The organism is Duganella sp. AC237 (assembly GCF_979254035.1).
In genome coordinates this window covers 457508-482946 of sequence record NZ_CEEDEW010000003.1, presented here as the reverse complement: position 1 = coordinate 482946, position 25439 = coordinate 457508, and the positions used below count along the sequence as shown (strand labels likewise).

Annotated in this window: 37 protein-coding genes; 23 read left to right on the top strand and 14 right to left on the bottom strand. The window is 60.5% G+C overall.

All coding sequences use genetic code 11. The annotated features are described in order from the left end of the window. Positions 1–23: 23 nt before the first annotated feature. The 3 genes from AC0IYS_RS02470 to AC0IYS_RS02460 all read left to right on the top strand — a co-directional run bounded on the left by AC0IYS_RS02470 (position 24) and on the right by AC0IYS_RS02460 (position 2223). Positions 24–341, top strand: coding sequence for a (2Fe-2S) ferredoxin domain-containing protein (locus AC0IYS_RS02470; RefSeq protein ID WP_471703691.1), 318 nt, complete (start codon positions 24–26; stop codon positions 339–341). A 6-nt stretch (positions 342–347) separates the two neighbouring features. After that, the gene (locus tag AC0IYS_RS02465; protein WP_471703690.1) at positions 348–1016 is read left to right on the top strand and encodes an alpha/beta hydrolase; all 669 of its coding nucleotides are present in this window, start codon (positions 348–350) and stop codon (positions 1014–1016) included. A 61-nt stretch (positions 1017–1077) separates the two neighbouring features. Further along, entirely contained in the window at positions 1078–2223 is a 1146-nt protein-coding gene (locus AC0IYS_RS02460) for a D-alanyl-D-alanine carboxypeptidase family protein (protein WP_471703689.1), read from the top strand. A 133-nt stretch (positions 2224–2356) separates the two neighbouring features. On the opposite strand, the gene AC0IYS_RS02455 is transcribed toward AC0IYS_RS02460, so the two are convergent. Continuing rightward, positions 2357–3664, bottom strand: a complete 1308-nt coding sequence (locus AC0IYS_RS02455) for an EAL and HDOD domain-containing protein (protein ID WP_471703688.1) — start codon at positions 3662–3664, stop codon at positions 2357–2359. 232 nt (positions 3665–3896) lie between these two features. Here AC0IYS_RS02455 and AC0IYS_RS02450 point away from each other — a divergent pair, with 232 nt between their 5' ends. Next, positions 3897–4823, top strand: coding sequence for an aldo/keto reductase (locus tag AC0IYS_RS02450; RefSeq protein WP_471703687.1), 927 nt, complete (start codon positions 3897–3899; stop codon positions 4821–4823). Positions 4824–4989: 166 nt separating this feature from the next. On the opposite strand, the gene pssA is transcribed toward AC0IYS_RS02450, so the two are convergent. Next, positions 4990–5772, bottom strand: a complete 783-nt coding sequence (gene pssA / locus AC0IYS_RS02445; protein ID WP_471703686.1) for a CDP-diacylglycerol--serine O-phosphatidyltransferase — start codon at positions 5770–5772, stop codon at positions 4990–4992. 192 nt (positions 5773–5964) lie between these two features. On the opposite strand from pssA, the gene AC0IYS_RS02440 reads away from it, so the two are divergent. Further along, positions 5965–6951 carry a CAP domain-containing protein gene (locus AC0IYS_RS02440; protein ID WP_471703685.1) on the top strand — a complete coding sequence of 329 codons (987 nt, stop codon included), beginning with the start codon at positions 5965–5967 and terminating at the stop codon, positions 6949–6951. Positions 6952–7078: 127 nt separating this feature from the next. Continuing rightward, a complete protein-coding gene (locus AC0IYS_RS02435) occupies positions 7079–7699 on the top strand; it encodes an Hpt domain-containing protein (protein ID WP_471703684.1) in 621 nt (206 codons plus the stop codon). Between the two features lie 3 nt (positions 7700–7702). On the opposite strand, the gene AC0IYS_RS02430 is transcribed toward AC0IYS_RS02435, so the two are convergent. Further along, positions 7703–7912 carry a hypothetical protein gene (locus AC0IYS_RS02430; protein WP_471703683.1) on the bottom strand — a complete coding sequence of 70 codons (210 nt, stop codon included), beginning with the start codon at positions 7910–7912 and terminating at the stop codon, positions 7703–7705. A 388-nt stretch (positions 7913–8300) separates the two neighbouring features. On the opposite strand from AC0IYS_RS02430, the gene AC0IYS_RS02425 reads away from it, so the two are divergent. From AC0IYS_RS02425 to AC0IYS_RS02415, 3 genes are all read left to right on the top strand, one after another. Further along, positions 8301–9290 carry a diguanylate cyclase domain-containing protein gene (locus AC0IYS_RS02425; protein WP_471703682.1) on the top strand — a complete coding sequence of 330 codons (990 nt, stop codon included), beginning with the start codon at positions 8301–8303 and terminating at the stop codon, positions 9288–9290. Beyond that, complete coding sequence (locus AC0IYS_RS02420; protein WP_471703681.1) at positions 9287–10270, top strand: SMP-30/gluconolactonase/LRE family protein; 984 nt, start codon at positions 9287–9289, stop codon at positions 10268–10270. The genes AC0IYS_RS02425 and AC0IYS_RS02420 overlap by 4 nt, the downstream gene beginning before the upstream one ends. 145 nt (positions 10271–10415) lie before the next feature. Beyond that, positions 10416–10640, top strand: a complete 225-nt coding sequence (locus AC0IYS_RS02415; protein WP_471703680.1) for an addiction module protein — start codon at positions 10416–10418, stop codon at positions 10638–10640. A gap of 449 nt (positions 10641–11089) precedes the next feature. Here AC0IYS_RS02415 and AC0IYS_RS02410 read toward each other — a convergent pair whose 3' ends face one another. Together AC0IYS_RS02410 and AC0IYS_RS02405 are read right to left on the bottom strand one after the other, a co-directional pair. After that, positions 11090–11599: a hypothetical protein gene (locus AC0IYS_RS02410; RefSeq protein ID WP_471703679.1), complete on the bottom strand. Its 510-nt coding sequence runs from the start codon at positions 11597–11599 to the stop codon at positions 11090–11092. Positions 11600–11770: 171 nt separating this feature from the next. Further along, complete coding sequence (locus tag AC0IYS_RS02405) at positions 11771–12391, bottom strand: hypothetical protein (protein WP_471703678.1); 621 nt, start codon at positions 12389–12391, stop codon at positions 11771–11773. A gap of 117 nt (positions 12392–12508) precedes the next feature. On the opposite strand from AC0IYS_RS02405, the gene AC0IYS_RS02400 reads away from it, so the two are divergent. Next, positions 12509–12652 carry a hypothetical protein gene (locus tag AC0IYS_RS02400; protein ID WP_471703677.1) on the top strand — a complete coding sequence of 48 codons (144 nt, stop codon included), beginning with the start codon at positions 12509–12511 and terminating at the stop codon, positions 12650–12652. A gap of 33 nt (positions 12653–12685) precedes the next feature. Here AC0IYS_RS02400 and AC0IYS_RS02395 read toward each other — a convergent pair whose 3' ends face one another. The 3 genes from AC0IYS_RS02395 to AC0IYS_RS02385 form a co-directional block, all read right to left on the bottom strand. Next, a complete protein-coding gene (locus tag AC0IYS_RS02395) occupies positions 12686–13318 on the bottom strand; it encodes a hypothetical protein (RefSeq protein ID WP_471703676.1) in 633 nt (210 codons plus the stop codon). Positions 13319–13495: 177 nt separating this feature from the next. Further along, positions 13496–13750, bottom strand: coding sequence for a hypothetical protein (locus AC0IYS_RS02390; RefSeq protein ID WP_471703675.1), 255 nt, complete (start codon positions 13748–13750; stop codon positions 13496–13498). A gap of 44 nt (positions 13751–13794) precedes the next feature. Continuing rightward, complete coding sequence (locus AC0IYS_RS02385; RefSeq protein ID WP_471703674.1) at positions 13795–14487, bottom strand: hypothetical protein; 693 nt, start codon at positions 14485–14487, stop codon at positions 13795–13797. 179 nt (positions 14488–14666) lie between these two features. Here AC0IYS_RS02385 and AC0IYS_RS02380 point away from each other — a divergent pair, with 179 nt between their 5' ends. Beyond that, entirely contained in the window at positions 14667–15107 is a 441-nt protein-coding gene (locus AC0IYS_RS02380; RefSeq protein ID WP_471703673.1) for a hypothetical protein, read from the top strand. Positions 15108–15215: 108 nt separating this feature from the next. Here the strand turns inward: AC0IYS_RS02380 and AC0IYS_RS02375 are convergent, their stop codons facing one another. Continuing rightward, on the bottom strand, positions 15216–15503 hold the full coding sequence (locus tag AC0IYS_RS02375; protein ID WP_471703672.1) for an Arc family DNA-binding protein: 288 nt from the start codon (positions 15501–15503) through the stop codon (positions 15216–15218). Between the two features lie 78 nt (positions 15504–15581). Here AC0IYS_RS02375 and AC0IYS_RS02370 point away from each other — a divergent pair, with 78 nt between their 5' ends. The 9 genes from AC0IYS_RS02370 to AC0IYS_RS02330 all read left to right on the top strand — a co-directional run bounded on the left by AC0IYS_RS02370 (position 15582) and on the right by AC0IYS_RS02330 (position 19218). Further along, complete coding sequence (locus AC0IYS_RS02370; protein WP_471703671.1) at positions 15582–15764, top strand: toxin-antitoxin system HicB family antitoxin; 183 nt, start codon at positions 15582–15584, stop codon at positions 15762–15764. Positions 15765–15951: 187 nt separating this feature from the next. Continuing rightward, positions 15952–16266, top strand: a complete 315-nt coding sequence (locus AC0IYS_RS02365; RefSeq protein WP_471703670.1) for a hypothetical protein — start codon at positions 15952–15954, stop codon at positions 16264–16266. Continuing rightward, complete coding sequence (locus AC0IYS_RS02360) at positions 16263–16691, top strand: hypothetical protein (RefSeq protein WP_471703669.1); 429 nt, start codon at positions 16263–16265, stop codon at positions 16689–16691. Before AC0IYS_RS02365 ends, AC0IYS_RS02360 begins: the two co-directional genes overlap by 4 nt. Then, positions 16688–16939: a hypothetical protein gene (locus AC0IYS_RS02355; protein WP_471703668.1), complete on the top strand. Its 252-nt coding sequence runs from the start codon at positions 16688–16690 to the stop codon at positions 16937–16939. Before AC0IYS_RS02360 ends, AC0IYS_RS02355 begins: the two co-directional genes overlap by 4 nt. Continuing rightward, positions 16936–17148: a hypothetical protein gene (locus tag AC0IYS_RS02350; RefSeq protein WP_471703667.1), complete on the top strand. Its 213-nt coding sequence runs from the start codon at positions 16936–16938 to the stop codon at positions 17146–17148. Before AC0IYS_RS02355 ends, AC0IYS_RS02350 begins: the two co-directional genes overlap by 4 nt. Continuing rightward, positions 17145–17387 (top strand): hypothetical protein, encoded by a 243-nt coding sequence (locus AC0IYS_RS02345; RefSeq protein ID WP_471703666.1) that lies wholly within the window; start codon positions 17145–17147, stop codon positions 17385–17387. The genes AC0IYS_RS02350 and AC0IYS_RS02345 overlap by 4 nt, the downstream gene beginning before the upstream one ends. Continuing rightward, positions 17384–17641 carry a hypothetical protein gene (locus tag AC0IYS_RS02340; RefSeq protein WP_471703665.1) on the top strand — a complete coding sequence of 86 codons (258 nt, stop codon included), beginning with the start codon at positions 17384–17386 and terminating at the stop codon, positions 17639–17641. The genes AC0IYS_RS02345 and AC0IYS_RS02340 overlap by 4 nt, the downstream gene beginning before the upstream one ends. Then, a complete protein-coding gene (locus tag AC0IYS_RS02335) occupies positions 17642–17959 on the top strand; it encodes a hypothetical protein (RefSeq protein WP_471703664.1) in 318 nt (105 codons plus the stop codon). After that, positions 17959–19218, top strand: coding sequence for an AAA family ATPase (locus AC0IYS_RS02330; RefSeq protein ID WP_471703663.1), 1260 nt, complete (start codon positions 17959–17961; stop codon positions 19216–19218). The genes AC0IYS_RS02335 and AC0IYS_RS02330 overlap by 1 nt, the downstream gene beginning before the upstream one ends. Positions 19219–20116: 898 nt before the next feature. On the opposite strand, the gene AC0IYS_RS02325 is transcribed toward AC0IYS_RS02330, so the two are convergent. Continuing rightward, positions 20117–20479, bottom strand: coding sequence for a hypothetical protein (locus tag AC0IYS_RS02325; RefSeq protein ID WP_471703662.1), 363 nt, complete (start codon positions 20477–20479; stop codon positions 20117–20119). Between the two features lie 468 nt (positions 20480–20947). Between AC0IYS_RS02325 and AC0IYS_RS02320 the strand changes: the two genes are divergently transcribed. Both AC0IYS_RS02320 and AC0IYS_RS02315 read left to right on the top strand, forming a co-directional pair. Beyond that, the gene (locus tag AC0IYS_RS02320) at positions 20948–21184 is read left to right on the top strand and encodes a hypothetical protein (protein WP_463453134.1); all 237 of its coding nucleotides are present in this window, start codon (positions 20948–20950) and stop codon (positions 21182–21184) included. A gap of 247 nt (positions 21185–21431) precedes the next feature. Beyond that, positions 21432–21812 carry a response regulator gene (locus AC0IYS_RS02315; RefSeq protein ID WP_463453135.1) on the top strand — a complete coding sequence of 127 codons (381 nt, stop codon included), beginning with the start codon at positions 21432–21434 and terminating at the stop codon, positions 21810–21812. A gap of 166 nt (positions 21813–21978) precedes the next feature. Here the strand turns inward: AC0IYS_RS02315 and AC0IYS_RS02310 are convergent, their stop codons facing one another. Beyond that, positions 21979–22545: a recombinase family protein gene (locus AC0IYS_RS02310; RefSeq protein WP_471703661.1), complete on the bottom strand. Its 567-nt coding sequence runs from the start codon at positions 22543–22545 to the stop codon at positions 21979–21981. Between the two features lie 315 nt (positions 22546–22860). Between AC0IYS_RS02310 and AC0IYS_RS02305 the strand changes: the two genes are divergently transcribed. Then, positions 22861–23208, top strand: a complete 348-nt coding sequence (locus AC0IYS_RS02305) for a Rap1a/Tai family immunity protein (RefSeq protein ID WP_471703660.1) — start codon at positions 22861–22863, stop codon at positions 23206–23208. Positions 23209–24312: 1104 nt separating this feature from the next. Here AC0IYS_RS02305 and AC0IYS_RS02300 read toward each other — a convergent pair. From AC0IYS_RS02300 to AC0IYS_RS02290, 3 genes are all read right to left on the bottom strand, one after another. Continuing rightward, positions 24313–24540, bottom strand: coding sequence for a hypothetical protein (locus AC0IYS_RS02300; RefSeq protein WP_471703659.1), 228 nt, complete (start codon positions 24538–24540; stop codon positions 24313–24315). After that, positions 24540–24797, bottom strand: coding sequence for a hypothetical protein (locus AC0IYS_RS02295; protein WP_471703658.1), 258 nt, complete (start codon positions 24795–24797; stop codon positions 24540–24542). The genes AC0IYS_RS02300 and AC0IYS_RS02295 overlap by 1 nt, the downstream gene beginning before the upstream one ends. Before the next feature lie 237 nt (positions 24798–25034). Beyond that, positions 25035–25391, bottom strand: coding sequence for a DUF2280 domain-containing protein (locus AC0IYS_RS02290; RefSeq protein ID WP_471708783.1), 357 nt, complete (start codon positions 25389–25391; stop codon positions 25035–25037). Between the last annotated feature and the right edge of the window lie 48 nt (positions 25392–25439).

Sequence of the window (25439 nt, the reverse complement as noted above, 5' to 3'; positions counted from 1 at the left end):
AACTTTTTCCGAGAGAGATAGCCATGAGCGACACTCCGTATTTCAAACACCACGTCTTCTTCTGCATGAACAAGCGTGACGACGGCCGCAACAGCTGCGGCGACCACGGCGCCGAAACCGCCCAAAAGCACGCCAAGAAACGCTGCAAGCAGCTCGACATCAACGGCCACGGCGGCGTGCGCATCAACCAGGCCGGCTGCCTGGACCGTTGCGAAGAAGGCCCGGTGCTGGTGGTTTATCCCGAAGGCGTCTGGTACACCTACGTCGACACCAGCGACATCGATGAAATCATCGACAGCCACCTGGTAAAGGGCAAGATTGTTGACCGTCTTAAAATCTAAAGAGCTATGAACAAGAACGAAAAATTCACCCTGGCCGGTAACGCCGGCCTGATGGAAGGCCAGATCGACTATCCGAAGAACGACACGCCGGTCGGCGTCGCCCTGGTGGCCCATCCGCACCCGCTGTACGGCGGCACGATGGACAACAAGGTGGCCGTCACGCTGGCGCGCACCTTCGCCAGCCTCGGCTACGTGGTGGCGCGCATCAACTTCCGTGGCGTCGGCGCCTCGGAGGGCGTGCACGACCACGGCCACGGCGAGACCGACGACATGGCCATCCTGCACGCATGGATGACCGAGAAATATCCGGGCCTGCCGGTGGCGCTGGGCGGATTCTCGTTCGGCACCTTCGTGCAATCGAAGCTGGCGCAGCGCCTGGTCGCCGCCGGCACGCCGGCCGAGCGCCTGGTGCTGGTCGGCAGCGCCGCCAAAAAATGGGAGATGGCCGACATTCCAGCCGACACGATCCTGATCCACGGCGAAAACGACGACACCATTCCGCTGATCGACGTGCTCGACTGGCTGCGTCCGCAGGAAATCCCGGTGATCGTCATCCCGGGCGCCGACCACTTCTTCCACCGCAAGTTGCAACACATAAAAAGCTGGGTGACCCAGCTGTGGCGCCGTCCCGGCGACGTTGCCGGTACTGAAACGGACACCGCCGCGGCGGATTAACGCTCTATAATCCCCGCTGTTTTTTTACGCACTTCTTAACCTTATCACCGAATATTAGCCCATGAAAAAATTGATCGCGGCACTGGCCACCAGTGTGATGTTGATGTCCGCCGCTGTGGCCCAAACCCTGCCGCCCCCTACCATCGCCGCCAAATCCTGGCTGTTGCTGGACGCCACCAGCGGCCAGGTGATCGCCTCGCAAGATCCCAACGCCCGCGTCGAGCCGGCCTCGCTGACCAAGATCATGACGGCCTATGTCGTCTTCGGCGCGCTGCGCGACAAGAAGGTCACGCTGAACCAGATGGTCAACGTCTCGACCAAGGCGTGGAAGGTCGACGCTTCCAGCTCGAAGATGTTCATCGACCCGGCCACGCCGGTCAGCATCGACGACCTGCTGCACGGTCTGATGATTCAATCGGGCAATGACGCCGCCGTCGCGCTGGCCGAAGCGGTCGCCGGCGACGAATCGGCCTTCGTCGTCATGATGAACAAGGAAGCCGAGCGCATGGGCTTGAAGTCGACCCGCTTCGCCAATCCGCACGGCCTGCCGAGCCCGGATAACTTCTCCACGGCACAAGACCTGTCGGTCTTGGCCAAGCGCGTGATCCTGGACTTCCCGCAGTTCTACAAGATCGACTCGGTCAAGAGCTTCACCTACAACAAGATCACGCAGCCGAACCGCAACCGCCTGCTGTGGCTGGACCCGACCGTCGACGGCATGAAGACCGGCCACACCGAAGCGGCCGGCTATTGCATGATCGCCTCGGCGCGGCGTCCGAACGGCGCCAGCGAGCGCCGCCTGATCTCGGTGGTGCTGGGCACCAATTCCGACAACACGCGCACGCAGGAAAGCCAGAAGCTGCTGAACTGGGGCTTCCAGAACTTCGACACGGTCAAGCTGTACTCCAAGGGCCAGGCCATCGCGACGCCGGAAATCTGGAAGGGCTCGCAAAGCGCGGTCAAGATCGGTTTCACCAGCGACGTGATGGTGACGGTGCCGAAGGGTGTCGCCGCCAAGATGAAGCCGGTGTTGGAGCGTAAGGACCCGCTGGTCGCGCCGCTGCCGCTGAACACCCGCGTCGGCTCGCTGAAGATGATGGTGGACGGCAAACCGCTGCTGGAACTGCCGGTGGTGGCGCTGGAAAACGTCGAAGAAGCGTCGATCTTCGGCCGCGCCTGGGATTCGATCCGTCTCTGGATGAACTAAGACAGCCGATTTGGCCCTGGAAGTGCAAATACACGTGGAGACACGTAGGGCGGATTAGCGCAGCGTAATCCGCCATTGCGTGCGTTTCGACGGCGCATGCATTGGCGGATTACGGCGTGCCGCCTAATCCGCCCTACGTGTTTCCCGTGTTTCCCGAGTCTCCTGTGTAACGCATCGATTCCTGTGCCCATCGAAAGGCGGCTTGTCCGCATTCCGCCAATCCCTCAGGCTCCATCCCCAGCGTCCGCGCGATCTCCAATGCCCGCTCGACCTTGTCCCGCTCCAGCAGCAGCACCATCATCAAATACGGCCCGTAAACACCCTCGCTGCCCAGCAGCACATCGCGGATCTCGTCCGACAGATGCATCTTGCCGACCAGATTGGCCATCGGCACGCCCAGCAGCACGTCAAACAGCGACAACAACCCCACCAGGAACAATTCGTCGCGCTTGGCCAACGGCAGCGGACTGCACGTCTCCAGGAAACGCGCGCGCGTCAGCGCCACTTCCAGCAGCGACGCGTCGCGCTCCCGATTGGCGCCGCCGCCCAGCCGGAACATCGACACCGTCAACCCGCGATACAGCTGATTGCGCCCCAGCACCATGAACGCCTGCTGCAAGCTGGTGACCTTGGTGGTCTGGCCGTTGCTCGGCGCATTGGCCCATTGCAGCACCTGGAACGTCATGCCGGGGTCGCGCTTGGCCACCTCGATCATGGCGGGCAGTTCGGCGTCCGTGCGCAGCAGGTTCAGCAGCTCAATTGACGTCATCCGGCTTTGATCGATCTTGGCGTCCGGATCGACCTCGTCGCTGGTGGTGAGGTAGTGGCCGAGGAAATAATCGCAGCCCCACGACAGGCACATGCGCTGCTCGTCCCACGACTCGACGCCGTCCACCGCCAGCATCATGTCCGGATAGCGCATGCGCAACTGCTTGGCGAGCGTCTGGAAATCCGCCAGCGCATGTTCATTCAAGTACAGCATCGCCAAGTCGCACAGCGCCAGCAGCGGCACGTCTTCGGCGTCCAGCGACACGCCGCGCAACGCGACCTTGCAGCCGGACTGGCGCAGCGCGGCCATGCGCTCGGCGATCTGCGTCACCGGCAGGTCGGTCGCCTTGCGATCCAGCATAAATATGGTGTGCGGCGCGATCAGCGGCAGGTAATGTCGGGATGCCACAGCATCCATGCTCAGCTGCACCAGCGCCAGACGGTTCTGCGCGAACTCGGGCAGGCGGGCGGCGGCCAGGGTATCGATCGCCAGCGGCTCGGCCAATGGCAGCCCGTTGGCGCCCACGGGAACCGAGAACCGGTAGCCCCGCAGGCGGCTGCGCGTGTCGACGATCTCGGCGCGCACGACGATGGCATCCGGATCGCCGGCGGGAGGCTTGACCGCCGCCGGCACCGGTGGCGGCTCCGGCGGCGACTCCAACGGCGGCGCCATGACGGACACGCCAGCGGCAGGTGTGGCGGGCTGCGCCTTCGACCTCAGAAAAGACAAAAATCCCACGTCATACTCCTCTGCGGAAGCGTTTTCTGCAACGATGATACCGTGGAATGGTTGGCGCACAATTTGGCTTGGCGAAAAAACCGGGGCGGTGCGACGCAATCTCTGTAACTTAAATACAGGGTTCTCGTATAATCTGCGCACTCCCGCCACCTGTGAAAGCACGCTCATGAGCTACGTTCCGCCGACCGACCTGTCCTGCCCGTCCATCGTCACCAGCAAGGGTGGCCCGACCTTGTCGCGCATCGTCGCCGGCATGTGGCGCATGAACGAATGGAACCTGACGCCGCAGCAACGGGTGTCGTTCATCGAGCAGTGCCTGGAAATGGGCGTGACCAGTTTCGACCACGCCGACATTTACGGCGGCTACGGCGTGGAAGCGGTATTCGGCGAGGCGCTGGCGCTGCAACCGTCGCTGCGCGCGCGCATGCAGCTGGTGAGCAAGTGCGGCATCAAGCTCATCAACGCGGCGCGTCCGGACCACACGATCCAGCACTATGACACCAGCGCCAGCCATATCATCGCGTCGGCGGAAAACTCGCTGCGCCAGCTGGGCACCGATCATCTGGACCTGCTGCTGATCCACCGTCCCGATCCGCTGATGAATTTCGACGAGATCGCCGAAGCGTTCGGCCGTCTGCGCCAGGAGGGCAAGGTGCGGCATTTCGGCGTGTCCAACTTCAGCCGCCACCAGTTCGAGAGTCTGAACCGCCGCATCGCGCTGGCCACCAACCAAGTGGAGTTCTCCCCGCTGTGCGTGGCGCCGATGTTCGACGAGACTTTCGACGGCTTGCAGGATCTGGGGGTGTCGCCAATGATCTGGTCGCCGCTGGCCGGCGGCCGCCTGTTCAGCAAGGACGATGCGGCGGGCGTGCGAGTGAGCGCCGTGATCCAGAAGATCGCCGACGAAGTGGGGCGTCCGTTCGGCAGCGTGGTGTTTGCGTGGATTATGCAGTTGCCGAGCCGTCCTATTCCGCTGACCGGATCGGGGCGGATTCAGGCGGTAGCGGAGGCGGTCGAAGCGACGCAGTTCACGTTGAGCCGCAGCCAGTGGTTCGAGATCCTGCGCGCCGCGCGCGGACATGAGGTAGCGTGACCTGAACGTTTACCGCCACTAAATCTTGCTCAAATCTAAAACACGTAGGGCGGATTAGCGCAGCGTAATCCGCCAATGCACGCGTCTCGACAGCTCACGCATTGGCGGATTACGGCGTTCCGCCTAATCCGCCCTACGTGGATCGAGCAGACGTCAGGTGCCGAGTTCAAATGTCGTCATAGACGACCGGCGGCGCGATCCCCTTCCAGCCCTTCTTCCAGGCCAGGTTCAGCGCCAGCGTGAAGGCGATGTACACCACGAAGAACAGCACGAAATACGCGGCCTGCAACCAGGCCAGCAAGCCCAGATTCACCACCAACAACACCAGCGCGCCCCAGCTCTTCTTCTGCTTGGAACTCGGGAAGCGCACGGTCGACACCATCAGCGTGCCGACCACAAACAACAGCAGCACGACCAGAATCGCATGCCATGTGGTGGCCGCCGGGTCCGGCCAGGCCACCACCACCGACGCCACGCAGGCCGCCCCGGCCGTGATCGGCATGCCGACGAAATAGCGCGGGTCGGTCCGGCCGACACTGACATTGAAGCGCGCCAGCCGCAATGCTCCACAGGCGACAAAGAAGAAACTGGCGATGCCGCCGGCCCGCAGCAGGGTCGGATGGTCCACGCCCAGTTGCACGAAGCCATAGCAATACAGCAGCAGTCCCGGCGCGCAACCGAAGTTCATCACGTCGGCGATCGAGTCGAGCTGCATGCCGAATTCGGACGAGGTGTTGGTGGCGCGCGCGACAAAGCCGTCGAGCGCGTCGAACACGCCGGCCAGCACCAGCAAAATGGCCGCCAGCCGGTAGTCCTCGGCGGACCCGACGAGGGCATTGTCGACCGAGATGACGATACTGCCGAAGCCGCAGGCGATCGACATCAACGTCACCATACTGGGCAGAGCGAACTTGGCGCGCCGTACGCGCGCTTGATTGATAGGTTTCAAATGACAACTTCCAGGTTAAGCATACCCTCGGCGCCAGCGGATGGCTGGCTGAAGGGCTAGCTTACCATTTTACGCAAGCCGTCCCGTACGAACCGGTCCGGCTAGCATATTGCGTGCCGCGGCGGCCCAATCTGGCTTAGAATCGCTGTAGCCAGTCCGGGCGAAAAGCCCATACGCACAGGAGTTTTCAACATGGCAAACCATAAGCACCGGCAACTCTCCCGCTCCCCGTTGCCGGCGGCAATGCTGCTGATCGCCGCGCTGCTCGCGGGCTGTGGCGGCGGAGGCGGCGGCAGCAGCAGCCAGACCGCGCCAACGACATCGAACAATCAGACCACTCCGCCGGTGCAAGAACCCGGCGCACCCACGCTGACGGGCAACACCGCTTTGGACGGCTACAACTGGCTCAATTACCGGCGCGCGCAGCTGGGATTGTCGGTGCTGTCGCGTAACAGCCAGGTCGATACGGCCGCGCTGGGACATTCCAACTATCTGCGCCTGAACAACACCGTCACCCACGAACAAATCGTTGGCGCGCCCGGCTTTACCGGCGTTACCCTGACCGACCGCCTGAGCGCGGCCGGCTATGGCCTGGTCGGCGGCCGCGCGATCGGCGAAGTCATCTCCGCCACGACGAACACGTCCGGCTTTTACCAGGTGGAGGAGCTGATCACCGCGATTTATCACCGCTTCGTGATGTTCGAGCCGGTGTTCAAAGAAGTCGGCACCGGCGCCACCACCGTCTCCGGCGGCTACACCTACTTCACCGCCGACCTCACGGCAACCAACGGCCTGGGCGCCGGCATCGGCGCGGGCAGGCTGGTGAGTTACCCGATCAGCAACCAGACCAACGTCCCGACCAACTTCTTCAGCAATACCGAATCGCCCGATCCGGTGCCGAACCAGAACGAGGTCGGCTACCCGGTCAGCGTCCACGCCGACAGTGGCCGGGGCGGCGCCGGGGTGGTGGTGCGCAGCTTCACCATCGCGCCGCGCGGCGGCAGCGCGCTGAACACGCTTCTGCTCAGCAGCGCAACCGATTCGCGCACCTCTTCCGCAGGCGCGGCGATCATTCCGCTGGCGCCGCTTCGCCGCGGCACCGTCTACGATGTCAGCTTCGACGGCACGGTGAACGGGGTGGCGGCACCGCGCACCTGGTCGTTCACGACCATGCAGTGACCCTCGGCTGAACATCCGAGCGGACACCCCATGCGTTGTTGCGGCCGGTAAGGTCTGCTATCGTACGGCTACACTCCAGTTTCCGTACGGCTTAGACCAACCACCGATCCGCGATAACGCCCTGCCCATGACACTTTCCAGCACGCCAGCCTCACCGGTTCACGCCGAGGGCCATATCCTGCAAGTGGAAACCGGTTTGCAGCAGTTGATGGGAGACCGCGCCCTCTACCTGCAAATCCTGCGCCGCTTCCGGCAACGCTACCAGGACAGCGCCAACCAGGCGCGCAACGAACTGACGGCCGGCGACGCCACCGGCGCGCAACGCATCATTCACACGCTCAAGGGGGCGGCCGGCATGATCGGCGCCCAGCAGGTCTATCTGTTGGCGGGCACGCTGGAGCAAGCCTGCGCCGGGCCGGCGCCGTTATGTATGGGGCCGCTGGCGCAGCTGGAGCACGCGCTGCGCTGCCTGATGGGCACGATCGACGCGGCGTTGAACGCGGCCGACGAGCAACCGACGGCCGAGCCGGCGTCCAGCGGCCAGCATCCGCCGGAGACGCGCATGCTGGTGCAGCATCTGGCCAGGCTGCTGGAAGAAGGCGACGGCGCGGCCATCGATGTGCTGGAGCAATCGGCGACGGTGCTCGCGGCGAGCTTGGGAGTGGCGGTGTTTCAGGAGGTGACCGAGGCGGCGCATCAGTTCGACTTCGAGGCGGCGCTGGCGGTGCTGCAGGCGGCGAAGAACTAGTCTTCAGCGCGTAAATTCTTTCTCTTCGTCGAAGGCGTCGGCGCATTCCTTGTCGCAGAAACGTTTGACGTTGTCGAGCGGCTTCTCGCAATACCAGCACGAGCCCTTGGGCGGCAGCATTTGCCGCGTGCGGGCCGGCGAGACAGGCGCCGCCATCGCGGGCGGCGCCGTGCCGGCGCCATCGTCCGGTACGCTTTCTTGTGTCGGTTCCACGATCCCCTCCGTTCCAGGCAGTGCCCAAGTCAACGTTGCAAGGTTACTTCAGCGGAATATCTCAAGCATGAGAATTCTCAAGGCCGCGCCGGTTTTGAGCCATGTGTTGGAAACCGAACACTCATTTGCGACGAATCAATCATAGCAGGTTCGGACAACCGGCCACAGCCGCCGAATCGGCAAAAAATGCGCCCATACGACACTTTTCCAGCGGCGCCTGTCGCGCCTGCGGGGGCGCTCATAGGGGATAAATATTTTTTAATTGAAAAGTCGAAAATGATAGTGAGTCGCCGTGAAATTGTGGCTTCAAGGTATCCCCGGCGTCCCCATGGCGAGTCAGGCGGCTTATAATCATTACACCATTATCATTCCCGCCTGGAAAGTTCGAATGCCTGAAACTGTTCATGCTTCCCCGCCTGCCACTGCGGGGCACTCGCATCTCTCCACCCGCGCGCTGGCGCTCGCCGACCTCGGCCTGATCGTGCTCGACGCCGGCCAGCGCATCGTCTTGTGGAACCAGTGGATGGCCAGTCACTCGGGCCAGTCCGCGCACCGCGTGATGGGCAACGACCTGTTCGACGTGTTTCCAGAATTGCGCGGCCAGCGGCTCGAGCAGGCCGTGCACAGCGCGATGCAAAGCAAGACGCCGCAGCAACTGTCGCCAGGGCTGAACCGCTCGCCCTTCCCGCTGTTCCCAACCGGCACTTGGGGTGGCGAGCGCATCGAGCAGTCGGTGTCGGTGACGCCGTTCACCGAAGGCAAGGAACGCTTCTGCCTGATCCAGGTGAGCGACATCAGCAGCACCGTCGGGCGCGAGCGCCAGCTACGCGGCCAGGCCGAAGCGCTGCGCGCGCAATCGTACGTGGACGGGCTGACCGGCATCGCCAACCGGCGCCATTTCGACGTCGCGCTCGACCGGGAATTGCGGCGCGCCCAGCGCAACGGCGGGCAACTGTCGCTGCTGCTGATGGATATCGACTCGTTCAAGGCCTATAACGACCACTTCGGCCACCAGCAGGGCGACGCCTGCCTGACCCTGGTCGCGGAAGCGTTCGCCGCCATGCTGCAGCGGCCGGCCGACCTGGCCGCGCGCTACGGCGGCGAGGAATTCGGCGCCGTGCTGCCGGACACGGGATCGGAGCAGGCGGCGCTGGTCGCAGAGACCATCCGCGCGCGCATCGCCGCACTGGAGGTCACGCACGCGCCCGCCGCCATGCGTCCGTATGTGACAATGAGCATCGGCGTGGCCAGCTTCGTCAAGGACCGGCTGTGCACCGCCGAAACCATGCTGGCCGCCGCCGACAGCTGCCTGTACGCCGCCAAACACGCCGGACGCGATTGCGTCATTGTTCACAAACTGGAAGAAACCAACGCATGAAAATTCGCCCTGCCTTTAGCTTCGCATCGATTCTGTCCGCCGCCGTCGCCACCGCGTTGGTGGCCTTTGGCACCCCGGCCGCATTTGCCGCCTCAGCCTCCAGTGCGCCGGCCGCCTGCACCGGCACCGCGCCGTCCGGCGAGCTGACCGCGCAGCGCATCGTCGCCGCCAACCCGACGCGCTCCGAGCCGGGGCTGTATGAAGGTCCGGTATGGATCAAGGACGCGCTGTATTTCTCGGACTTCACTTTCGGGCCGGGCTTCCCGTCGCGCATTCAAAAACTTGATTCGAGCGGCAAGGTCACCACCCTGATCGCCGACAGCGGCAGCAACGGCCTGGCGGTTGACGCGCAGGGCAACATCCTGGCGGCGACGCACAAATACAAAAGCGTCTCGCGCTACACGATGGACGGCAAGCGCAGCGATGTCGTGAGCAAGTACAACGGCAACGTCTTCAACTCGCCGAACGACATGGCGCTGGCCGCCGACGGCACCTTGTACTTCAGCGACCCGGCCTTCCAGCGCGACGCCGCGCCGGGCGGGCAGGACAAAACGCGCGTCTACCGCGTGGCGGCCGACGGCACGGTGACCGTGGTCGACGACACGCTCACCAATCCTAACGGCGTATCGCTGTCGCCAGCAGGAGACGTACTGTATGTGAACGGTATGGTTGGCGAAAAAGGCGTGCTGCGCGCGTATCCTATCGTCGGCGGCAAGCCCGGCAAGGGACGCGACCTGGTCAATGGCCTGGGCATCCCGGACGGCATGGCTGTCGACTGTCAAGGCAACGTCTACGTCACCGAGCACACGGACCAGCGCATTCGCGTATTCACGCCGCAGGGCAAGCACATCGCCACGATCAAGGTGGATGCGAATGTTACCAATGCCGCGTTTGGCGGTGCCGATGGCAAGACGCTGTTCATCACCGGTGCGGGGTCGGTGTGGAAGATCGCGTTGAACGTCAGCGGCTTGCCGTACTGATCTCGTGGGGGGCGGATTTGGCAGAATGGATGTAGTCAGCGTCGTCGGCGACTCATACATGGCCGATTACGCTTCGCTAATCCGCCCTACGTAATTTAGAACCTGCTTATAATTGCTCTCAGATTGGGGCGAAACAGGTGCAACGATGTCGCAAGATCTCCGCGAACTTGAACAACGCATCTCACAGCTAAACGATGCGGACAAGGCGCATCTTTTGTTCTTTTTGCTGGAATCACTGGAATCTACAGATCGCGATAATATCGAAGAGGCTTGGCGCATTGAAGCCGAAGCTCGCCTGGAGGCGGTCGGACGTGGAGATGCGATCACCGTCCCGGCACAGGAGGTATTTACCAACCTTGACCGACGCTAAGCCACACAACCACGTAGGGCGGATTAGCGCAGCGTAATCGGCCACGCTCCGTCGGCGGCTTATGCTGGATCAAGGTACCTCGGCAAGCCAGATCCACACCCCATGCAGAGCCCGTGTAGCAATGGCGGACCTGACCCCGGAGTTTATTTGCCGATACAGAAGCGACTCACTTCGAAGCACGGCCTTAGATAAAGACCTCCGCTTTAAGATTCGCTTTTTGTGTACTTACCTGTGTACTAAAAAAATGATCTGTCTGGAATGCCGCTGGCCTTGAGAGCGCCGCTTCCTGACCTGAGATGGTAACGCCGGCACCGCGACCTGCAGCGCACCTCCGCAGATGGCGAGGAGTGCCCCGGTCGCTAACTCCACGCCACGGCGGCCGGTTGCAAGCTGGCGTGACTGAACGGCTCCGCCGTGCGTCGCGCGGTCAGAGAGCGGCCATGAAACTATCAACTAGTGCGCAAATTTTCGAGCGACACCAGCAGGGTCTTTGCTCGCTCATTGGACTCGCGGTAAGCGAAGCGCACCCCATCCCCGTAGCGGCAAAGTGCTCCGTAAGCAAGTTCGCACCCCTGCTCGTCAAGGGCGTTTTGGGTTCTGCGAGCAACGCTTTGCGCCCTTTCCCACTCCAGGACCAGGTCATTGTTATAGCGGATAGTGGCTACGAAGCTCGAGAGGTACGTGTAGGTTTCAACGACCTGTTCCCGGAGCGTTGCGTCAGTAATAGCGCCGAGCCTTGGCGTGAACTGATCGTATATTTTGAAGGGTTCGGACGTTATTGGGTAAATCATAGCGACTCCCTTGGTCGTACCGACGATGTGTGGGTCGAGAAGCTTGCTCGTGTACTCGCGAACCATGCGCAACTCGCAATAAAGGCTATCCAGCATGCCGGCAACTTCCTGTTGGTCACGCTTCGCTGCTTGTCGGTCCTGCGTGAGCGCCTGCAAATAAGCGACCAATATCGCCGCTCCGATGGCGACAAAAGATCCTATAGCCTACATCCATCCCGCCGTCTCGGAGCAACTCGTGCGTTTGCTGAAGGCTTTCTCGGCGATGCGCGAGCACCAGCGCGAGGCGTTTGTTGAGCGCGCGGTGGCGCGCGATATAGGCTCACCGTCATGACTTGCCGCTCAATTCATCCCAAGCGCCGCCTTCATGGCATCTTGAGCCAGCTGAAGCTTTTCAGTCGCGCTGTTGTAGGAGCGCTTCAAAGCATGCCCGTATTGAGCCAGGATCTTATGCTGGGACTCCTGCAGATCCCTGTGAATATCGTCGTCATGGATGGAGGCAAGATATTTCGCCTCCGCAAAGCGTTGAAGAAGAAGGTTATTGAATCTTATGCTGGAGACAAATGCGCTCGCGTAGCCGTATCCGGTTATGAGATGCCTGCGAAGTTCGTCATCCGGTATCTGCCCAAGCTTTGCAGTCGAGGCGTTGTAAATTGGAAATGGGTTATCCATCACCGGAACGACGTACATAAATGGGCTCCCGTCCGAGGTCTCGAGCAGGAGTTTTCCGTTTTGCTCTCTGAAGCCACTCGAGACGACGATTATCTCGTCCAAAAGATTTCTAAGCAGGTGTCGAACTTGGTCAGCTTCTGCTTGCCGAGCCTGTTCGTGCGCCTGTTTCTTCTGCCAGTAGGGCACCCAGATAGCAATCCCGATTGCAATTATCGATCCGATCGCCTGTACCCAGGAGGCAAGTCCCGGGTGCTTTTCAATCCAGTAGAGTATTCCGATACCGCTGTCCATGAATATCTTTCCAAAAAGGAAATTTTAGCATGATGCACCGCAGCCCCATGAAGCCCGGCACCGCGCGATGAAGCTCAAGGCGTTTGGGCGCGCGGCGAGCGCATCGAGGCCCGCGAGGTGACGAAGTTCCCTGCCAGATATCGAAAAGCTATCAACGTGCCGCTGCGCGAACTGGGCCACTACCACTGGAACACGCAGCGCATCGTCGACGAAGGCTTGCTTGCGAGCGGCGATGCGGCGCTGGGCGCCGAAATTCGCTGAGATTGCGAGGGTAGCGTGAAAAGTTCCATCCAATCAAATTTTCGGCGCAAGAAACGCAATCAAGTGAGTCGCCTGCTCATACGCGGATTTTGCCGCAACCGCCATGTGGTCGATCTCTGTGTCCAAGCTGCTTGCCAGCATTTGCTCAATCTCGTCGAAGTCGACGTCCGTGACTTGCGCTCGTCGCTCGTAGTACTCCTCAACCGCTCGGAAATGGCGGATGTAAGTACGGCAATGGACCGCGAGCGAGGCGTCGGGGTAGTCCAGCACCGGTATGCCTTCCATCACATCAGCACAATCCCGGAGCATCGCTCGATCGAAATGGACGGCCTCGTGAGCCATGTTGGTTTCGACGAAATTACGCAGGCGTACAGAATGTATTTCGGCGTTGCACATTACAAATTGGATCGTCTCGGCACGCCGACTCCTTTCAGCGTTTCTGTTCCGGTCATCCCGCTGAATACTGTCTTTATGCTGCTTCGCCGTGAAAGAGTAGGCGCCCCAGATCGCAGCGATCGAGCCAACCGCCTGTACCCACGCCGCCCAATCGGAAGGGTCCAATCCCTTCCAGTGGTGTGCTGTGACGACGCTTCCAATTACCTGGTGAAGCGCGAAGAGCATTGCGATGCATAGCAGCGCGATCACCGCCCGTTCCACGAATTTCATTCCTACCTCAGATGTTGCCAAAAAGGAATCATATCATGATGGCCTTGGCCGCACCGAACGCCTCCACTGCGCCATCAACGCGGAAACCACATTCGGCACCCTGTCACTGGTTTTACTGGCGAGCGGCGGAGCGCTGGTGCGCTACAGTGCGTTGCTCATAAGGCGGCGTGAGCGGGACTACTCGAAGTGGTCAGACGTCAGCACGGTGTAGCCATTTCCGACCTTGTGCTCAGCGAACGCGACGCCCTTGATCCGGTCAATATTTCGCTCGAACGATTCCAGCGGCGTGCTACCGTCACAACCAGCGAGCACCGTCAGGGCAGTGCCGCTGATACGAAATTGACGCCACAGATCGGCGTCGAAAAGCTCGAACGACACAAAGTCCCCAGCGGTTATTTCTTCAACGTTTCGCACATCAGGATCGTTCAGCATATTGCCTCCATTGAAAGAAAAGCAAGCATATCATGCTGTGCGATTCAGTCTGCGCCGGCTGCCGCCAGTGCTGGCACAGGCCGGTCGCCATCATCAAAGCTCCACGCCCACTGCACGGAGCCGAGGTGGTGTACTGGACGCGCAGCACAGGCCCGGCCAGGCGGCGGCAAGAACTTCGGCCCAATTCGATGTTTGCCATCGAACAGCGACGGCTGGACGGCGACCACAGCCTCTGCAATAGCCACCCGGCAAACGAGCGTTGAGTCCGAAATCGCTAGGTGCGAGCAGACCTCTTGCCGATTGTATTTGAACCGCGCAAAGATTCGGACGTAAGCCGCAGCCTGGGAATAGCTAGCGGCCAACTTGGCGTCATTTTCCTGCGCCGCCTCGCGCTTCAATAAGAACTTCAATGGGTCGGCAGTGCTGGTGGCGGCCAATCGCTCCGACCACTTAATCGCTCCGTCCTCATCTTCCCGTTCCTCATCGATGCGAACTGATTTCCGCATGTGCCAGTCGCCGCGACGCACGTTATTTAGGTTCACCCCTCGTATCACAAGGTCTTGGTCCGCAGGGTCTGAAAAGTCGACAGGATGACCGCGCCGCTCGCTGATTTCGTGGGCAACCACCCAGGCATCGCTCTGCAAATCTCCCTCGGTGACTTCGTGGCGCGTGGCCCTCGCTATTCGGCGGAAGCTGCTTTTCATCTTCTCTAAAAACAAACTGAAAAACCGGTGCATGTAGATTCATTGCGTGAGTTATTGGCCCGGGTAATTCTGGCACGCGGCGCACGAAGAAAAGTGAAATTTTGATGACATCGAGAGCTGAGTGGGCCCTCCACAGGCCCGTGGCGGGCCCTCGCTTTTTTGGGTGGCCGAGAATAAGCTGGCAGTGTTTTGAACACGACAGAATGAGGAAAATGATGGGCTACGTATTGAGCGAGATAAACGAAGTGATGGCGTACGCGACCGGCTTACTGGTTGGGGACATGTGGCTTAAGCGCAATGCCGGCGGTACAGGAAGTCCAGAGTCAGCCGAGCAATTCCGTCAGGAATGGGCGGAAAAGTTAAAGCAAGAACGCGGCAGCCAAAGAGTGCGAAACGAGTGGGATCGAGGCTTTAATCGAGCGTTCGACACCCCACTACCGAGAGGAAAGATTGGGAAACACTTGAATGACAATGCGATGGCGGCTGCGGCAAGAATTTCAATTCAGGCTGGAGTAGTTGGGCAGTCCCTAGCCAGCTTGGAGCGACTCAGCCCGTACATGCAACGTGAGGTGATTGAAGCGTGCTCGCGCTTGATGCGCGACATGGACGAGCGCCTAGCCAGCGTCGCCGGCATCCCGAACCTTCCGGAGTGATCGAGTTACCCCCTCGGGCGTGGCCGGTGCGCGGCGCGGGCCCAACTTAGGCCCTACGAAGATTCTGGCTTTTGGATGCAGTGGACCGTAGGATCTATCCCGCGATGCCTATTCCTTGGGCGGCGACTTGCGGCGCTTGGTCGGGCCCGGTGTGGTCGGTTTGGGTTCAGCGCCCGGTCGCGGGATGAAATCGGTGTACAGGCTTTTGATGACTTGGTGGCTGACCTTCACCACATCCTCGACGGAAAGCCCGGACATTGGCGCCTCATAGAAGGACTGTTCCAACCGCGCAACAAGTTCGGCGTTGACGCTCCGCCCCGCTTTGTCGGCGTGGGCCTTCAGCTTTTCATAGAGCGGATAAGGGAGCCTGAACTGACTTCGGTATAAATCTTCCATGTCACTATATTGACACTACGAGGAAGTGGCGTATAGTGACACTGAGTCACTAAAACAGTGACACATCTAAGGAACGGTATGGACGAGGAAATTGTACGCATCACGATCCGCATGCCCAAGTCGCTCCACGCTGAGGCGGATGAATTGGCAAAAGCGCAGGATCGCAGCTTGAATGGCCAGCTGGTCCAACTGCTGCGTCTCGGCGTGGCTGTCGCGGCGAAAGCGAACAAAGACAAGCCGAATGAAATCGAACAGGAATAGATGACACTGAAGAGAAAAGAAACTGCGGGATTTCCGTAGGTAGATAAATGACTTGCGGGAGGAAGGCTGGCAGGCCGTCCTCCCGGGTCACTCAAGACCGACTCGGCGGAACCGAGTGGAAGTTGCAAACAGACGCTCAGAACGTCTGGATGCGGCATGGATCACTACACCCTTTTGAAAGACAATAATGAGCCACAAAACCGATGTTAACACCAGCACCGCCGCTGCACAAGCGATAAATATCACTCTGCCATTGTTGCAGCTCGGCAGTCTGCAAGCCCATGTGAGCAACGTGGAGGAGCAGGCCCTGACGGCGCAGACGCTCGCCGAGATCGCCTTCGAGATCATCGACGGGATGAACATCACCGACCCTGCTACTTTGCAGGCGGCCACGCGGCTCGACGCCCTGTTGAAGTCGGCATACCGCGCCGCGATCCTCATCCAGGAATCGGCGGCGGCTATGAGCCTGACCTTCGAAGAAGTCGAAGGCGGTGCCCAATGAGCGCCGCCGTCACCCTGCTGGCCGAGCTGCGCCATGCCGACACCATCATCAAGGCCATGCTCAACGCAATGACCGCCCAGCAGAAAGCCCGCGTCGCGGAAAAGCTCGAGGCTGACGGGGTAGTCGCCGACGGCATGAGCCGCCACCATGAGCGGCGCGCCGCAATCGAGGCGGCCACGTCGGGACCGGCCGCCACCAGCGCCAAGCCAGTCTCCGCCAGCGAGATCGAGGACGCGCTGGAGATCGCCAACATCAGGATCGAGGCGTTGGGCGCGCTGTTGCGCGGCATTGCGATCATGACCGACAACCGGGACATCAAAACCCTGTGCAAACACGGCTCTGGCCAGGCTGGGGAAGTTGCCAACGATCTGGACCTGCTGCGCGACGATGTCGGCACCGCTGGCGTGGTGGGAGAGAAGGCATGAGCGCGCCCGCCGAAATCAAGCCGGCCGTCCCGAAGCGCCCGCGCCGCGCCGCCCAGCCGAAGGCGGTATCGGCCGCCGAGCTCAGTGCCCTGGAAATCCGTGCAGCGCTAGCGGTACGCAGGCTCCCGCTGAAGGATAAAGAAGGCTGGACTGTGATACTGGAAAAACTGGCGGCGAAGCGCGAGGCTGAGGCCGCAGCAACCCGTCCAGCGCCGATATTGCGCCTTATCGTTGGAGGTGCGCGATGAGCAGCCCGAAGAAGCCGCGCAGCGCGGCCACCCCGAAGCCGGCGCCGGCGGCACCGCTCACCGCCGACCAGCAACTCCTCCTCAATTACTACTCGCAAATAGACGACGAGGCTCAGCAGCACATTTTGCGGATGATGGCATTGGCAGCCGAGAGATGCGCGCGACACAAGCGGCCAGCCCTGCGTCTCGTGGTCGGAGGTGCATCGTGACCGGCCGGAAGAAACCTGATGCCGCCGGTGGCGCCGGCAACGCCCAGTCGCCCGCGTGCGAGCTGACCGCCGAGGAGATGTCGTGGGCGGTGCTGTACTTCACCGCGATGCGGCGGGTGGAGCAATCCATGGCAGACGAGGCCAGCGGCACGTTCTTGCGCTCAGCGGCGCATCTGGCAGACGAGTACCCACGTCACAAGCGGCCCGCGCTGCGCCTGGTCGGCGGAGGTGCGAAATGACCGCGGTCACAACCAAGCCGCCGCGCGCGCGGAAGAAGCCGGCCGCCCAACCGCTGCGCCTGGTGGTGGACAACCTCAGCGCCGAGGACAGGGAGCTACTCAGCTACTTCCACGGCATTGCGCACGAGGTCCGCCGGCACGTGTTAGACGTGGTCCGCCATGTGTCGATCAGTAAGCCATTGGTCGCGCCAGACAGCGCGCCGACGGCGACCGGCCTGCGCTTGGTGGCCGATGCAGACACGCGGCGGCGCTGAATGACGACCCTCGCAGAGCTAGCGCGCATCCGTGCCGTGTACGGCCTAGCGCCCGTGGGCGGCGTCTTGTGGCTGGGCGTCGGCATGCTGCCGCCCAAGCACAACGCCATCCAGATCGACCCAGCGAACCTGCCCACGGCGCTGGAGTGCCGCGCCGTGGCCGGGCTCGACGTGGTGCTGGTGTTCCCGGGCAATCTGACCCGGTACGGCGCGCTGCGCACGCTGTCGGACCGTCTCTATCAGGCCCGGCCGCGCCGGCTTCTGCTGGTCGACGGCGACCACAACCGAACAGCATTTCTTAAACTAGCGGAATCATGATGGCAGACGGACACATGGACGGCCAGCTGGCCGGCTTTATTTTGGACACGGAGGACGACCACGCCCGCGCCGCGCGCGTCGAGCTGGAGCGCCTGGGCGAAACGGTGCGCTCGTTCGACCGCTCGCGGCAGCACGGCGAGCGCGTCGTCAAAATCCGGTGCGGCGCCGACATCAAGCCGTTGCCGATCACCTGGCTGTGGCCGGGATGGGTGCCGGCCGGCAAGCTGACCATCCTGGCCGGCGCCGCCGGTACCGGCAAGACCACGCTCGCCCTCGCGCTGGCGGCGGTGCTGACTTCCGGCGGCCGGTGGCCGGACGGCAGCGCGTGCGCGGGCCTGGGCAACGTGTTGATCTGGTCGAGCGAGGACGTGGCCGACGATACGCTGGTGCCGCGCCTGATCGCCTCCGGCGCCGACCTGGCGCGCTGTCACTTCATCGAGGGGATCGCCCAGGACGGCGAGAGCGTGCCGTTCGATCCGTCGCAGGATATCCCGGACCTGCGGCGCGCGGCCGAGGCTATCGGCGGCGTCAGCCTGCTGCTGATAGACCCGATCGTGTCGGCGGTGGCCGGCGACATGCACCGCGCGAACGACGTGCGCCGCAGCCTGCAGGCGGTGGTCGACTTTGCCGACGCCCACGGCTGCGCGGTAATCGGCATCACGCACTTTGCCAAGGGCGGCGCCGGCAAGGCGCCACAGGACCGGGTGATAGGCTCGCAGGCATTCGGCGCGCTGGCGCGCATGGTGCTGGTCACGGCCAAGGAGGAAGGCAGCAGCCGGCGTGTGATGGCGCGGGCGAAGTCAAACATCGCATCCGATGATGGCGGCGTGGCCTACTCGCTCGAGCTGGTGACGATCCACGGCGGCATTGAGGCGACGCACGCAGTATGGGAGGGCGTCATCGACGGGACGGCGCGCGAGATCCTCGGCGACGTCGAGCATGACGACAGCGAGGGCGGCGACGAGCGCATGGACGCTGAGCAATTCCTGCGCGACCTACTGGCAGACGGCCCGATATCCACGAAGCAAGTAAAAGCCGATGCGGCCGGCGCGGGGTATGCGTGGCGCACGATTGAGCGGGCAAAGCGCGACCTAGGCATTGAGGCGGCGAAAGCTGGTATGAAGGAAGGATGGCAGTGGTTTTTACCGAAGACCGCCAAAAATGCCGAAGACCGCCAGGTAAATAGTGTGACGGTCTTCGCGGAAAGTGGCGGTCTTCGTGGCGGTGTTCGGGATCAAGGCGGCGGCAACGGCGGCTGAAGGGAGGCCGAAGACGCTCAAAATAAGCCGAAGGTGCTCACTAAATTATGTGAGCACCTTCGCTGAAAAATGAGCACCTTCGCGGCGACGTCCTGGATCAGGCCAGCAGCACGCCGGCCGAAGGGAGCGCGAAGGGAGCGAAGGGAGCCCAAAAAAAACAGTGCGCCCTTCGCTCCCTTCGTGCGCTCTTCGGTGTGAACTGCGATCACACCCAGACTTCCCTTCTTAGCGAAAACCGACACTTTTCAATCGTCGAAGCGGTTGGCGTATCGGTATCGCGGCGAATCGATGCATTCATCAGCACGCGGAAAATCGTCTCTCTCGGGACGTCTAGCGCCGCCAAGAAAGCCCATGCGGCTGCTGCCCCACTAAGGGCGTCAATAACAACCGCTTGCTCGAAAGCAAGGGCTAAATGGTGGTTGACTCTAGGTTGCATTTTTTACCTTAAATATTCACCAGCCTGTGGGACACAGGTGCAAGAAATACTCACGAAGGTAAGGTGAGGTGAGGAATGAGGGGCTGCCGGAGGAGGCGCGGAGAACTTGGCGCATGGCAGGTTTGTTGCTGTGCACAATTATAATGGTTGCGGAAAATTAAGTAATTTATATTGTTAATCACAAATGTTAGCCTGATTGGGTTTGAACTAACTTCACGGTTCCAATGAGGAAATGCGAAATTTCGAAATCATCGGATTTCCGGTATTTACTGCGACCCGGCGCTGACGGCGGTAACTCCTCAGATTGAGGAGTTCGCCATCTACAGGATTTCCTGTAGTTTTGTCAAAGTGGAAACTACGGGGAAACCCGGAGTATGCTCAAAGCCGGAAATCCGGCTCAGCCCTCAATACCGGCGAAATGGGAATACCTACAGGGAGGTCAATCTCCTGCATCGCAGGACATCAGGCGTCGGTGGCCTGGATAGGAAGCTTGCGGGGAGTACTCTTTCTCGGAGCATCATGGTGCGATTGAGTCACAGCCAAATCACCCGTATATGTCGGCAGCTCAGACGTGTAGGCAATCACACTTATGAGGGGAAACGGAGTAGCTGCATGCTCGAAGTGGGCGAGAGCAATGCGCGTCACACACTCAAGAAAAACTGCGCTATCAGGCGCATAAGTCTCATCTATCACCGCAGGGAAAAGCTGATAGGTGACGATGGTTTCCAGATTGTCGGCCGGTGCAAAATAGACCATCGTGTACCCGCCAACCCTGTCGGCCCGAACCAAATGGTGTTGGCCCCGAACTTCGCATAAAAACTGCATAAACGTCTCCATAAGAAGACGAATTTTATCACCAGGCAAGCTCTCACAAGCCATCTGCTAGGAGCGAAATCGACGTACGAGGCTGTGCCGCAACATCGCGTTCGAGCGAATGAGGTGTGCTATGTGCCGCCGGAATTTTCGCAGGTTGCCCGTCGGGGTGCCCAAGTACATACGGGAAAATCCCACATGTAGAATCGGCCTGCCGCAAATACGGGGAAATCCTGTGTTTCGAGGCGGTTGCCGACCGGTCCAATCATGTGAAAATCACACGTTAGGGCGCGCGGCGCTGAGCCGGGACGGATAGGCGCCGTTCGCCCAGTTTTCGGCATACGGTACCGATACCGGAAATCCTGCCTCGCCCTGGCGCTATGGGAAATCCCACACCGCTACGCAGGCGGCGTTTCAAACGGGATAACCTCCAGTGGCAACGCATGGCAAAATATGCCGTCGACACTGCGGGGGATGCTGATGAAAAAAAGCGAGCTTTTGAAAGTTTTGGCCGAATATGATGACGACCAAGAGATAGTCGTTGAGGCTGTTGACGGTGGGTTTGATGACCCGGTAATGTACATCACCGCCATTCGAGGCCGTGAAGGAAAAGAGTTTGCCAATGGTTTCAGCTCGGAATATTTGCCCGCTACCAGGAGTTCAGGGCTCGGCGCAGTGGTGTTAGGCACTTCCCTCGGATTTATCCGCATCAAGTAACCGAGGGGCGCCTAGCTAAAATTTCCAGCAAGATGCCTTTGTCTGTTTGAAGTCCGGTTCAATGAGAGCGGGCGTGGCGACAATGACCCGTAAATATTAAGTTCGATACGAGGCATGGAAAAGCAAGTGCAATTATTCTCCGTTATAATCAGTTTCATCGAGGCAATGAGCCACACCTGCTCACCTCCTTTCTCCGGCCTAAAACCTGCCGTAAATAGCGCTTAGTCACTCCTTTCGCTAGGACATCATGGCCTCTGCATTTCCCCCCAAACGTGTTTTGGTTGTCGATGACAACCGCGATGCGGCTGATATGACAGTCGCTCTTCTAAAATTTTATGGCCATATGGCCTTGGCGGCGTATGGTGGACAAGAATGCATCCAGCGAGCCGCTGACCTCATCCCAGATGTGATTTTGCTGGATTTGAGCATGCCAGGGATGGACGGGTTTTCAGTTGCCGCTTTGCTATCCCAATCTCCCGCATTGAAAACCATACCTTTGATAGCTCTTACGGCCAGGAATGACGCTGACACATTAGCCCGAACTACTGCCGCAGGTTTCCGGGAACATTTGGTCAAGCCTATTCCGATAGAACAAATAGTTCAAACTTTGAACTCGTACACTGCTTAAGGCTCAGCCGTCATTCGCCGTTTCGCCTGGGGTATCGTTCGCAGCAACGACACCGCCGGCGACGCGCGCGGCGGTTGCCAGTCAGGTTGCCAGCGGGAAGCGGTATCGGGGCGGGCTGGCCGGTGGCGCCGATGCCCACCGCCGGTGTACTTCAGCCCTAGGCAACTCAGGCCGGCTTGACCACGCCCAGGATGTTTGCGCGCGAGACGCTGTAGAGGCGGGCCAGCGCGCTGACGCTCTCGCCGGCGGCGTACTTGGTGATGATATCGGCGCGCTGCTCGGCGCTAGTCTTCGACGGACGGCCCAGTGTCTTGCCTTCGCTCTTGGCGCGGGCCAGGCCGGCGTGCGTGCGCTCAACCAGCATGTCGCGCTCCATCTCGGCCACGGCGGCGAGCATGGTCAGCATCATCTTGCCGGCCGGCGACGTCAGGTCGAGCTTGCCGAGTTGCAGCACGATGACGCTGATCTTGCGGCTGGCCAGCAGCTTGACGGTGGCGCCGACGTCCTGCGCGTCGCGGCCCAGACGGTCAAGCTTGGCGACCACCAGCGTTTCGCCGTTCCGGATCTGGCCGAGCAGCGCCGCGAACTGCGGGCGCTGCGTGGCGCTAGTCTTGCCGCTGATCGTATCGGCGAACCAGTAATCAACCACATGGCCGGCGGCTTCGATTTCCAGCTTCTGATTATCTGCGCTCTGTTCGGTGGTGCTGACGCGGCCGTATGCGAAGGTTGCCATGGTGATTCTCCGGTGAGGACTGTTAGAAAACACTGTTAGAATATCCTCACCTGTTAGAAATAGCAAGCCCTATATTTCCAACAGTGATTTGTGTTGATCTTTGGTGATGTTAGTAATCGTTCGTTTTCTAACACCTCATCCCCACCTGTTGTAAGATGGAAAACATCATCATGGCGGTCAGACTGTCAAAGCCTGATTTTCGCTCCAACCACGCTCCAGGCGAAGCGACGGGCGAGGAGTCGTGGGGCTTCGCTGAGCCGCGTTGACATAATCAGCAATGACAACATCGAAACTAAGAATGGATAGGCTTTAACCATGAAAAGATACCCTCTTCTCTTCGCCATTTTACTTTGGTCGCTCACGGCTCAAGCCGGTTATGTATCGGGTTTCGACCTGAATACATGGGGCGCGGCCCATGAGAGAATCGAGGCGGGTCGAGCTACGCCTGAAGATTACCCTACCAACAGTAAGTTCTACGGCTATGTGATGGGGGTTCACGACTCATTAGACGGGGTAGTTTTTTGTACACCGGACAATGCGAAGGCAGGTCAAATTCTTGCGGTCGTAAAAAAATATCTTCAGCAGCATCCTGAGCTGTGGAGTAAAGGCGCAGATTTGCTTGCTGCAGCGGCTTTAAAGGACGCATTCCCTTGTAAGAAATAGCAGGATTTGCCATCGTCACCGTTCTGGGATCTGCCATAGTGCCCGCCGATCCAGGATTTTCCCGGAACGGTTCAGCGATGCTGAGATTTGCCGCATCGCTACCGTCTGCCGGAAATTGGGCACACGCGCGTTACCGGTTTCCCGGTAACCCTCTTATTCCGCCCAAGCGACTAGTGCGCGCCCTTAATATGTGATTTTCACAGGTTTGGAACAGCCGGGCACCGCGCCCATTACCAGATTTTCCAGTAACGCCGGGGCCCTGGTCCAAACACGGGATTTTCCCGCATTTGCGGCAGGCCGATTCTACATGTGGGATTTTCCCTTATGTACCTGGTGCTGCGCCGACAGATCAAATTCGTTTGAATGCGATGTCGCGGCCTGGCGCGCTCCTTCAAATTTAGGAGCGGACCGGCGAGGGGTGACGTCCTGCATTGCAGGAGATAGATGTCGCTACTGGTATTCCCGCTCTCGCCGGCATTTGGAGACGAACGAAATTTTTCCGGCGTCTAAGCAGGATTTCCGGCTTTGCATTCTAATGACTACGGGAAATCCCGGAGTTTGACAATGGCCTGAGAATTTAGGCGATTACGGCGCCGGCCGCCGGCCTAAACTACAGGAAACCCTGTAGTTAAAGCATTCCTCAAATTAAGGAGTCGTCTGCCGGCGACGAAATACCGGAAATCCGGTAGATAACGAACTCCTCAAATTGAGGGAGTCTCCCGCCGGTGGTGGAAGTATCCCGTCCCCCACTGGGGGATCATCGGCATCCCGTCCGTCAATGGCGGATGGTCCGGCCACAAATTGTGGATGGCATCCCGCCGGAGCTGGTCAGCACTCAATAATCTGTGGGCAGTTCAATAATGACGTCGAAAAATCCGGATCGCTCGGATCTCGTCGCCGAGACTAGGAGGCCGCAGTGTGCTCTGCCTTCAATGATGACGGGAATTTCAAGTGGCGCTAATGATAGTAGAAGCCGGCATGCCACTTGCGCACCAACTGTAGCGCGTACTTGAATGTAGAAACCCCTATCCGTAAGCGCCGCGTGGCCATCGAAGTGGGAGATGCCGCTGATATTCCCCCATGTGGTGGTAAACCTAACCAGCATTATCCCAGCACCACCCTTTCGCCCTTGAGCATGCAGCCGAAGCAAACGATCTGCTTCGTGCCACCCTTCAGCTTGCCCACTACCAGCATGGCGCCGAGCAGCGTTTCCACGATCTCGCGCCCGTGGCAGCGCGGACATTGGATCATGTCGGCCGGCTTGCTCGCCCGCTTGGCGCGGTTGTTGACCGGCTCGTCGGGCTTGGGGATGGGCGGAACGATGTGCAGCATTAGTTGCTCACGCGCGGGTCGTCAGGCTCGAGCACGTCGCCCAGGTCACCATCGTAGAAGCATCGCGCGTCGCCCGGGCGCACGTCAGCGCGGGCGCACCACACCGGATGCCCCTTGCGCTCAACGATCACATGACCGACCCATCGAGCGCATATTGCGACGCTCTCCGGACTCAGCGCACCCATGCCGTCCGCCGGGTAGCGCAGCGGGGCATCGGAGAAAAACTCACAATTAGCGGTTTGGTCGGTGGCGGTCATGGTGCTGCAATCCTAACATGTCCACCATCGCCGTCGCCGTCGCCGGCATCCGTTCGGCTTTATCGCGCACCACCGCGCACTAAAGTGCGAACTTATCAGCCCCGCAATAGCGCCAAAAAGCGCAGCTTTACACCCCGAACAGCGCCTGTTTTACCTATGGGGAGCAGCTTTCTTCGGCCGTGCCGTCTAGGGGCCGAAACTGCGCACTATCCGAGAACCATCTGCGAACTTATTCGGCTAAATCCGGCGGCCGCAGTACATGCCGCCGACCTCGCGCGCAGCCTGCTCGATGAGCTGCACGGCCAGGGCAAGGTTCCCCATCCGCTCGGCCTGCTCGAGCATGCGCTCCAGCCCTCGCAGACGGCACGCTTGGTGGGCCATGCCGATGTCGTCCAGTTCGGCAACCAGCTTCGACCGGGTTTCATAGAACAGCTCGCGCAAGGCAGGGTTCAGCTTGGCGCCGGCCTTGCGCTCCGGATGGTGCGCCTCAACGCACTGGCGGGAGACATCGGTGCCGAATTTCTCTTTGACAGAGGCGGCCACCTGGCTGGGCGTCGCAAAGCATGCGAGCTCAGTCAGGATGTGCATCCTCACGGCGGTGGGCAGACCTCGCACGGGCCCTCCTCGTCAAGCCAGGTCAAG

What these genes read in the sequence shown, in the direction of transcription:
- AC0IYS_RS02365 (WP_471703670.1), top strand. Translation starts at nt 15,952, where the DNA reads ATGAGCCACAAAACCGATGTTAACACCAGCACCGCCGCTGCACAAGCG.
- AC0IYS_RS02360 (WP_471703669.1), top strand. Translation starts at nt 16,263, where the DNA reads ATGAGCGCCGCCGTCACCCTGCTGGCCGAGCTGCGCCATGCCGACACC.
- AC0IYS_RS02465 (WP_471703690.1), top strand. Translation starts at nt 348, where the DNA reads ATGAACAAGAACGAAAAATTCACCCTGGCCGGTAACGCCGGCCTGATG.
- AC0IYS_RS02305 (WP_471703660.1), top strand. Translation starts at nt 22,861, where the DNA reads ATGAAAAGATACCCTCTTCTCTTCGCCATTTTACTTTGGTCGCTCACG.
- AC0IYS_RS02355 (WP_471703668.1), top strand. Translation starts at nt 16,688, where the DNA reads ATGAGCGCGCCCGCCGAAATCAAGCCGGCCGTCCCGAAGCGCCCGCGC.
- AC0IYS_RS02440 (WP_471703685.1), top strand. Translation starts at nt 5,965, where the DNA reads ATGGCAAACCATAAGCACCGGCAACTCTCCCGCTCCCCGTTGCCGGCG.
- AC0IYS_RS02310 (WP_471703661.1), bottom strand. Translation starts at nt 22,545, where the DNA reads ATGGCAACCTTCGCATACGGCCGCGTCAGCACCACCGAACAGAGCGCA.
- AC0IYS_RS02350 (WP_471703667.1), top strand. Translation starts at nt 16,936, where the DNA reads ATGAGCAGCCCGAAGAAGCCGCGCAGCGCGGCCACCCCGAAGCCGGCG.
- AC0IYS_RS02335 (WP_471703664.1), top strand. Translation starts at nt 17,642, where the DNA reads ATGACGACCCTCGCAGAGCTAGCGCGCATCCGTGCCGTGTACGGCCTA.
- AC0IYS_RS02390 (WP_471703675.1), bottom strand. Translation starts at nt 13,750, where the DNA reads ATGCTGAACGATCCTGATGTGCGAAACGTTGAAGAAATAACCGCTGGG.
- AC0IYS_RS02380 (WP_471703673.1), top strand. Translation starts at nt 14,667, where the DNA reads ATGATGGGCTACGTATTGAGCGAGATAAACGAAGTGATGGCGTACGCG.
- AC0IYS_RS02320 (WP_463453134.1), top strand. Translation starts at nt 20,948, where the DNA reads ATGAAAAAAAGCGAGCTTTTGAAAGTTTTGGCCGAATATGATGACGAC.
- AC0IYS_RS02370 (WP_471703671.1), top strand. Translation starts at nt 15,582, where the DNA reads ATGGACGAGGAAATTGTACGCATCACGATCCGCATGCCCAAGTCGCTC.
- AC0IYS_RS02470 (WP_471703691.1), top strand. Translation starts at nt 24, where the DNA reads ATGAGCGACACTCCGTATTTCAAACACCACGTCTTCTTCTGCATGAAC.
- AC0IYS_RS02375 (WP_471703672.1), bottom strand. Translation starts at nt 15,503, where the DNA reads ATGGAAGATTTATACCGAAGTCAGTTCAGGCTCCCTTATCCGCTCTAT.
- AC0IYS_RS02385 (WP_471703674.1), bottom strand. Translation starts at nt 14,487, where the DNA reads ATGCACCGGTTTTTCAGTTTGTTTTTAGAGAAGATGAAAAGCAGCTTC.
- AC0IYS_RS02460 (WP_471703689.1), top strand. Translation starts at nt 1,078, where the DNA reads ATGAAAAAATTGATCGCGGCACTGGCCACCAGTGTGATGTTGATGTCC.
- AC0IYS_RS02295 (WP_471703658.1), bottom strand. Translation starts at nt 24,797, where the DNA reads ATGACCGCCACCGACCAAACCGCTAATTGTGAGTTTTTCTCCGATGCC.
- AC0IYS_RS02315 (WP_463453135.1), top strand. Translation starts at nt 21,432, where the DNA reads ATGGCCTCTGCATTTCCCCCCAAACGTGTTTTGGTTGTCGATGACAAC.
- AC0IYS_RS02415 (WP_471703680.1), top strand. Translation starts at nt 10,416, where the DNA reads ATGTCGCAAGATCTCCGCGAACTTGAACAACGCATCTCACAGCTAAAC.
- AC0IYS_RS02340 (WP_471703665.1), top strand. Translation starts at nt 17,384, where the DNA reads ATGACCGCGGTCACAACCAAGCCGCCGCGCGCGCGGAAGAAGCCGGCC.
- AC0IYS_RS02330 (WP_471703663.1), top strand. Translation starts at nt 17,959, where the DNA reads ATGGCAGACGGACACATGGACGGCCAGCTGGCCGGCTTTATTTTGGAC.
- AC0IYS_RS02300 (WP_471703659.1), bottom strand. Translation starts at nt 24,540, where the DNA reads ATGCTGCACATCGTTCCGCCCATCCCCAAGCCCGACGAGCCGGTCAAC.
- AC0IYS_RS02435 (WP_471703684.1), top strand. Translation starts at nt 7,079, where the DNA reads ATGACACTTTCCAGCACGCCAGCCTCACCGGTTCACGCCGAGGGCCAT.
- AC0IYS_RS02420 (WP_471703681.1), top strand. Translation starts at nt 9,287, where the DNA reads ATGAAAATTCGCCCTGCCTTTAGCTTCGCATCGATTCTGTCCGCCGCC.
- AC0IYS_RS02455 (WP_471703688.1), bottom strand. Translation starts at nt 3,664, where the DNA reads ATGGCGCCGCCGTTGGAGTCGCCGCCGGAGCCGCCACCGGTGCCGGCG.
- AC0IYS_RS02325 (WP_471703662.1), bottom strand. Translation starts at nt 20,479, where the DNA reads ATGCAGTTTTTATGCGAAGTTCGGGGCCAACACCATTTGGTTCGGGCC.
- AC0IYS_RS02405 (WP_471703678.1), bottom strand. Translation starts at nt 12,391, where the DNA reads ATGGACAGCGGTATCGGAATACTCTACTGGATTGAAAAGCACCCGGGA.
- AC0IYS_RS02450 (WP_471703687.1), top strand. Translation starts at nt 3,897, where the DNA reads ATGAGCTACGTTCCGCCGACCGACCTGTCCTGCCCGTCCATCGTCACC.
- AC0IYS_RS02425 (WP_471703682.1), top strand. Translation starts at nt 8,301, where the DNA reads ATGCCTGAAACTGTTCATGCTTCCCCGCCTGCCACTGCGGGGCACTCG.
- AC0IYS_RS02395 (WP_471703676.1), bottom strand. Translation starts at nt 13,318, where the DNA reads ATGAAATTCGTGGAACGGGCGGTGATCGCGCTGCTATGCATCGCAATG.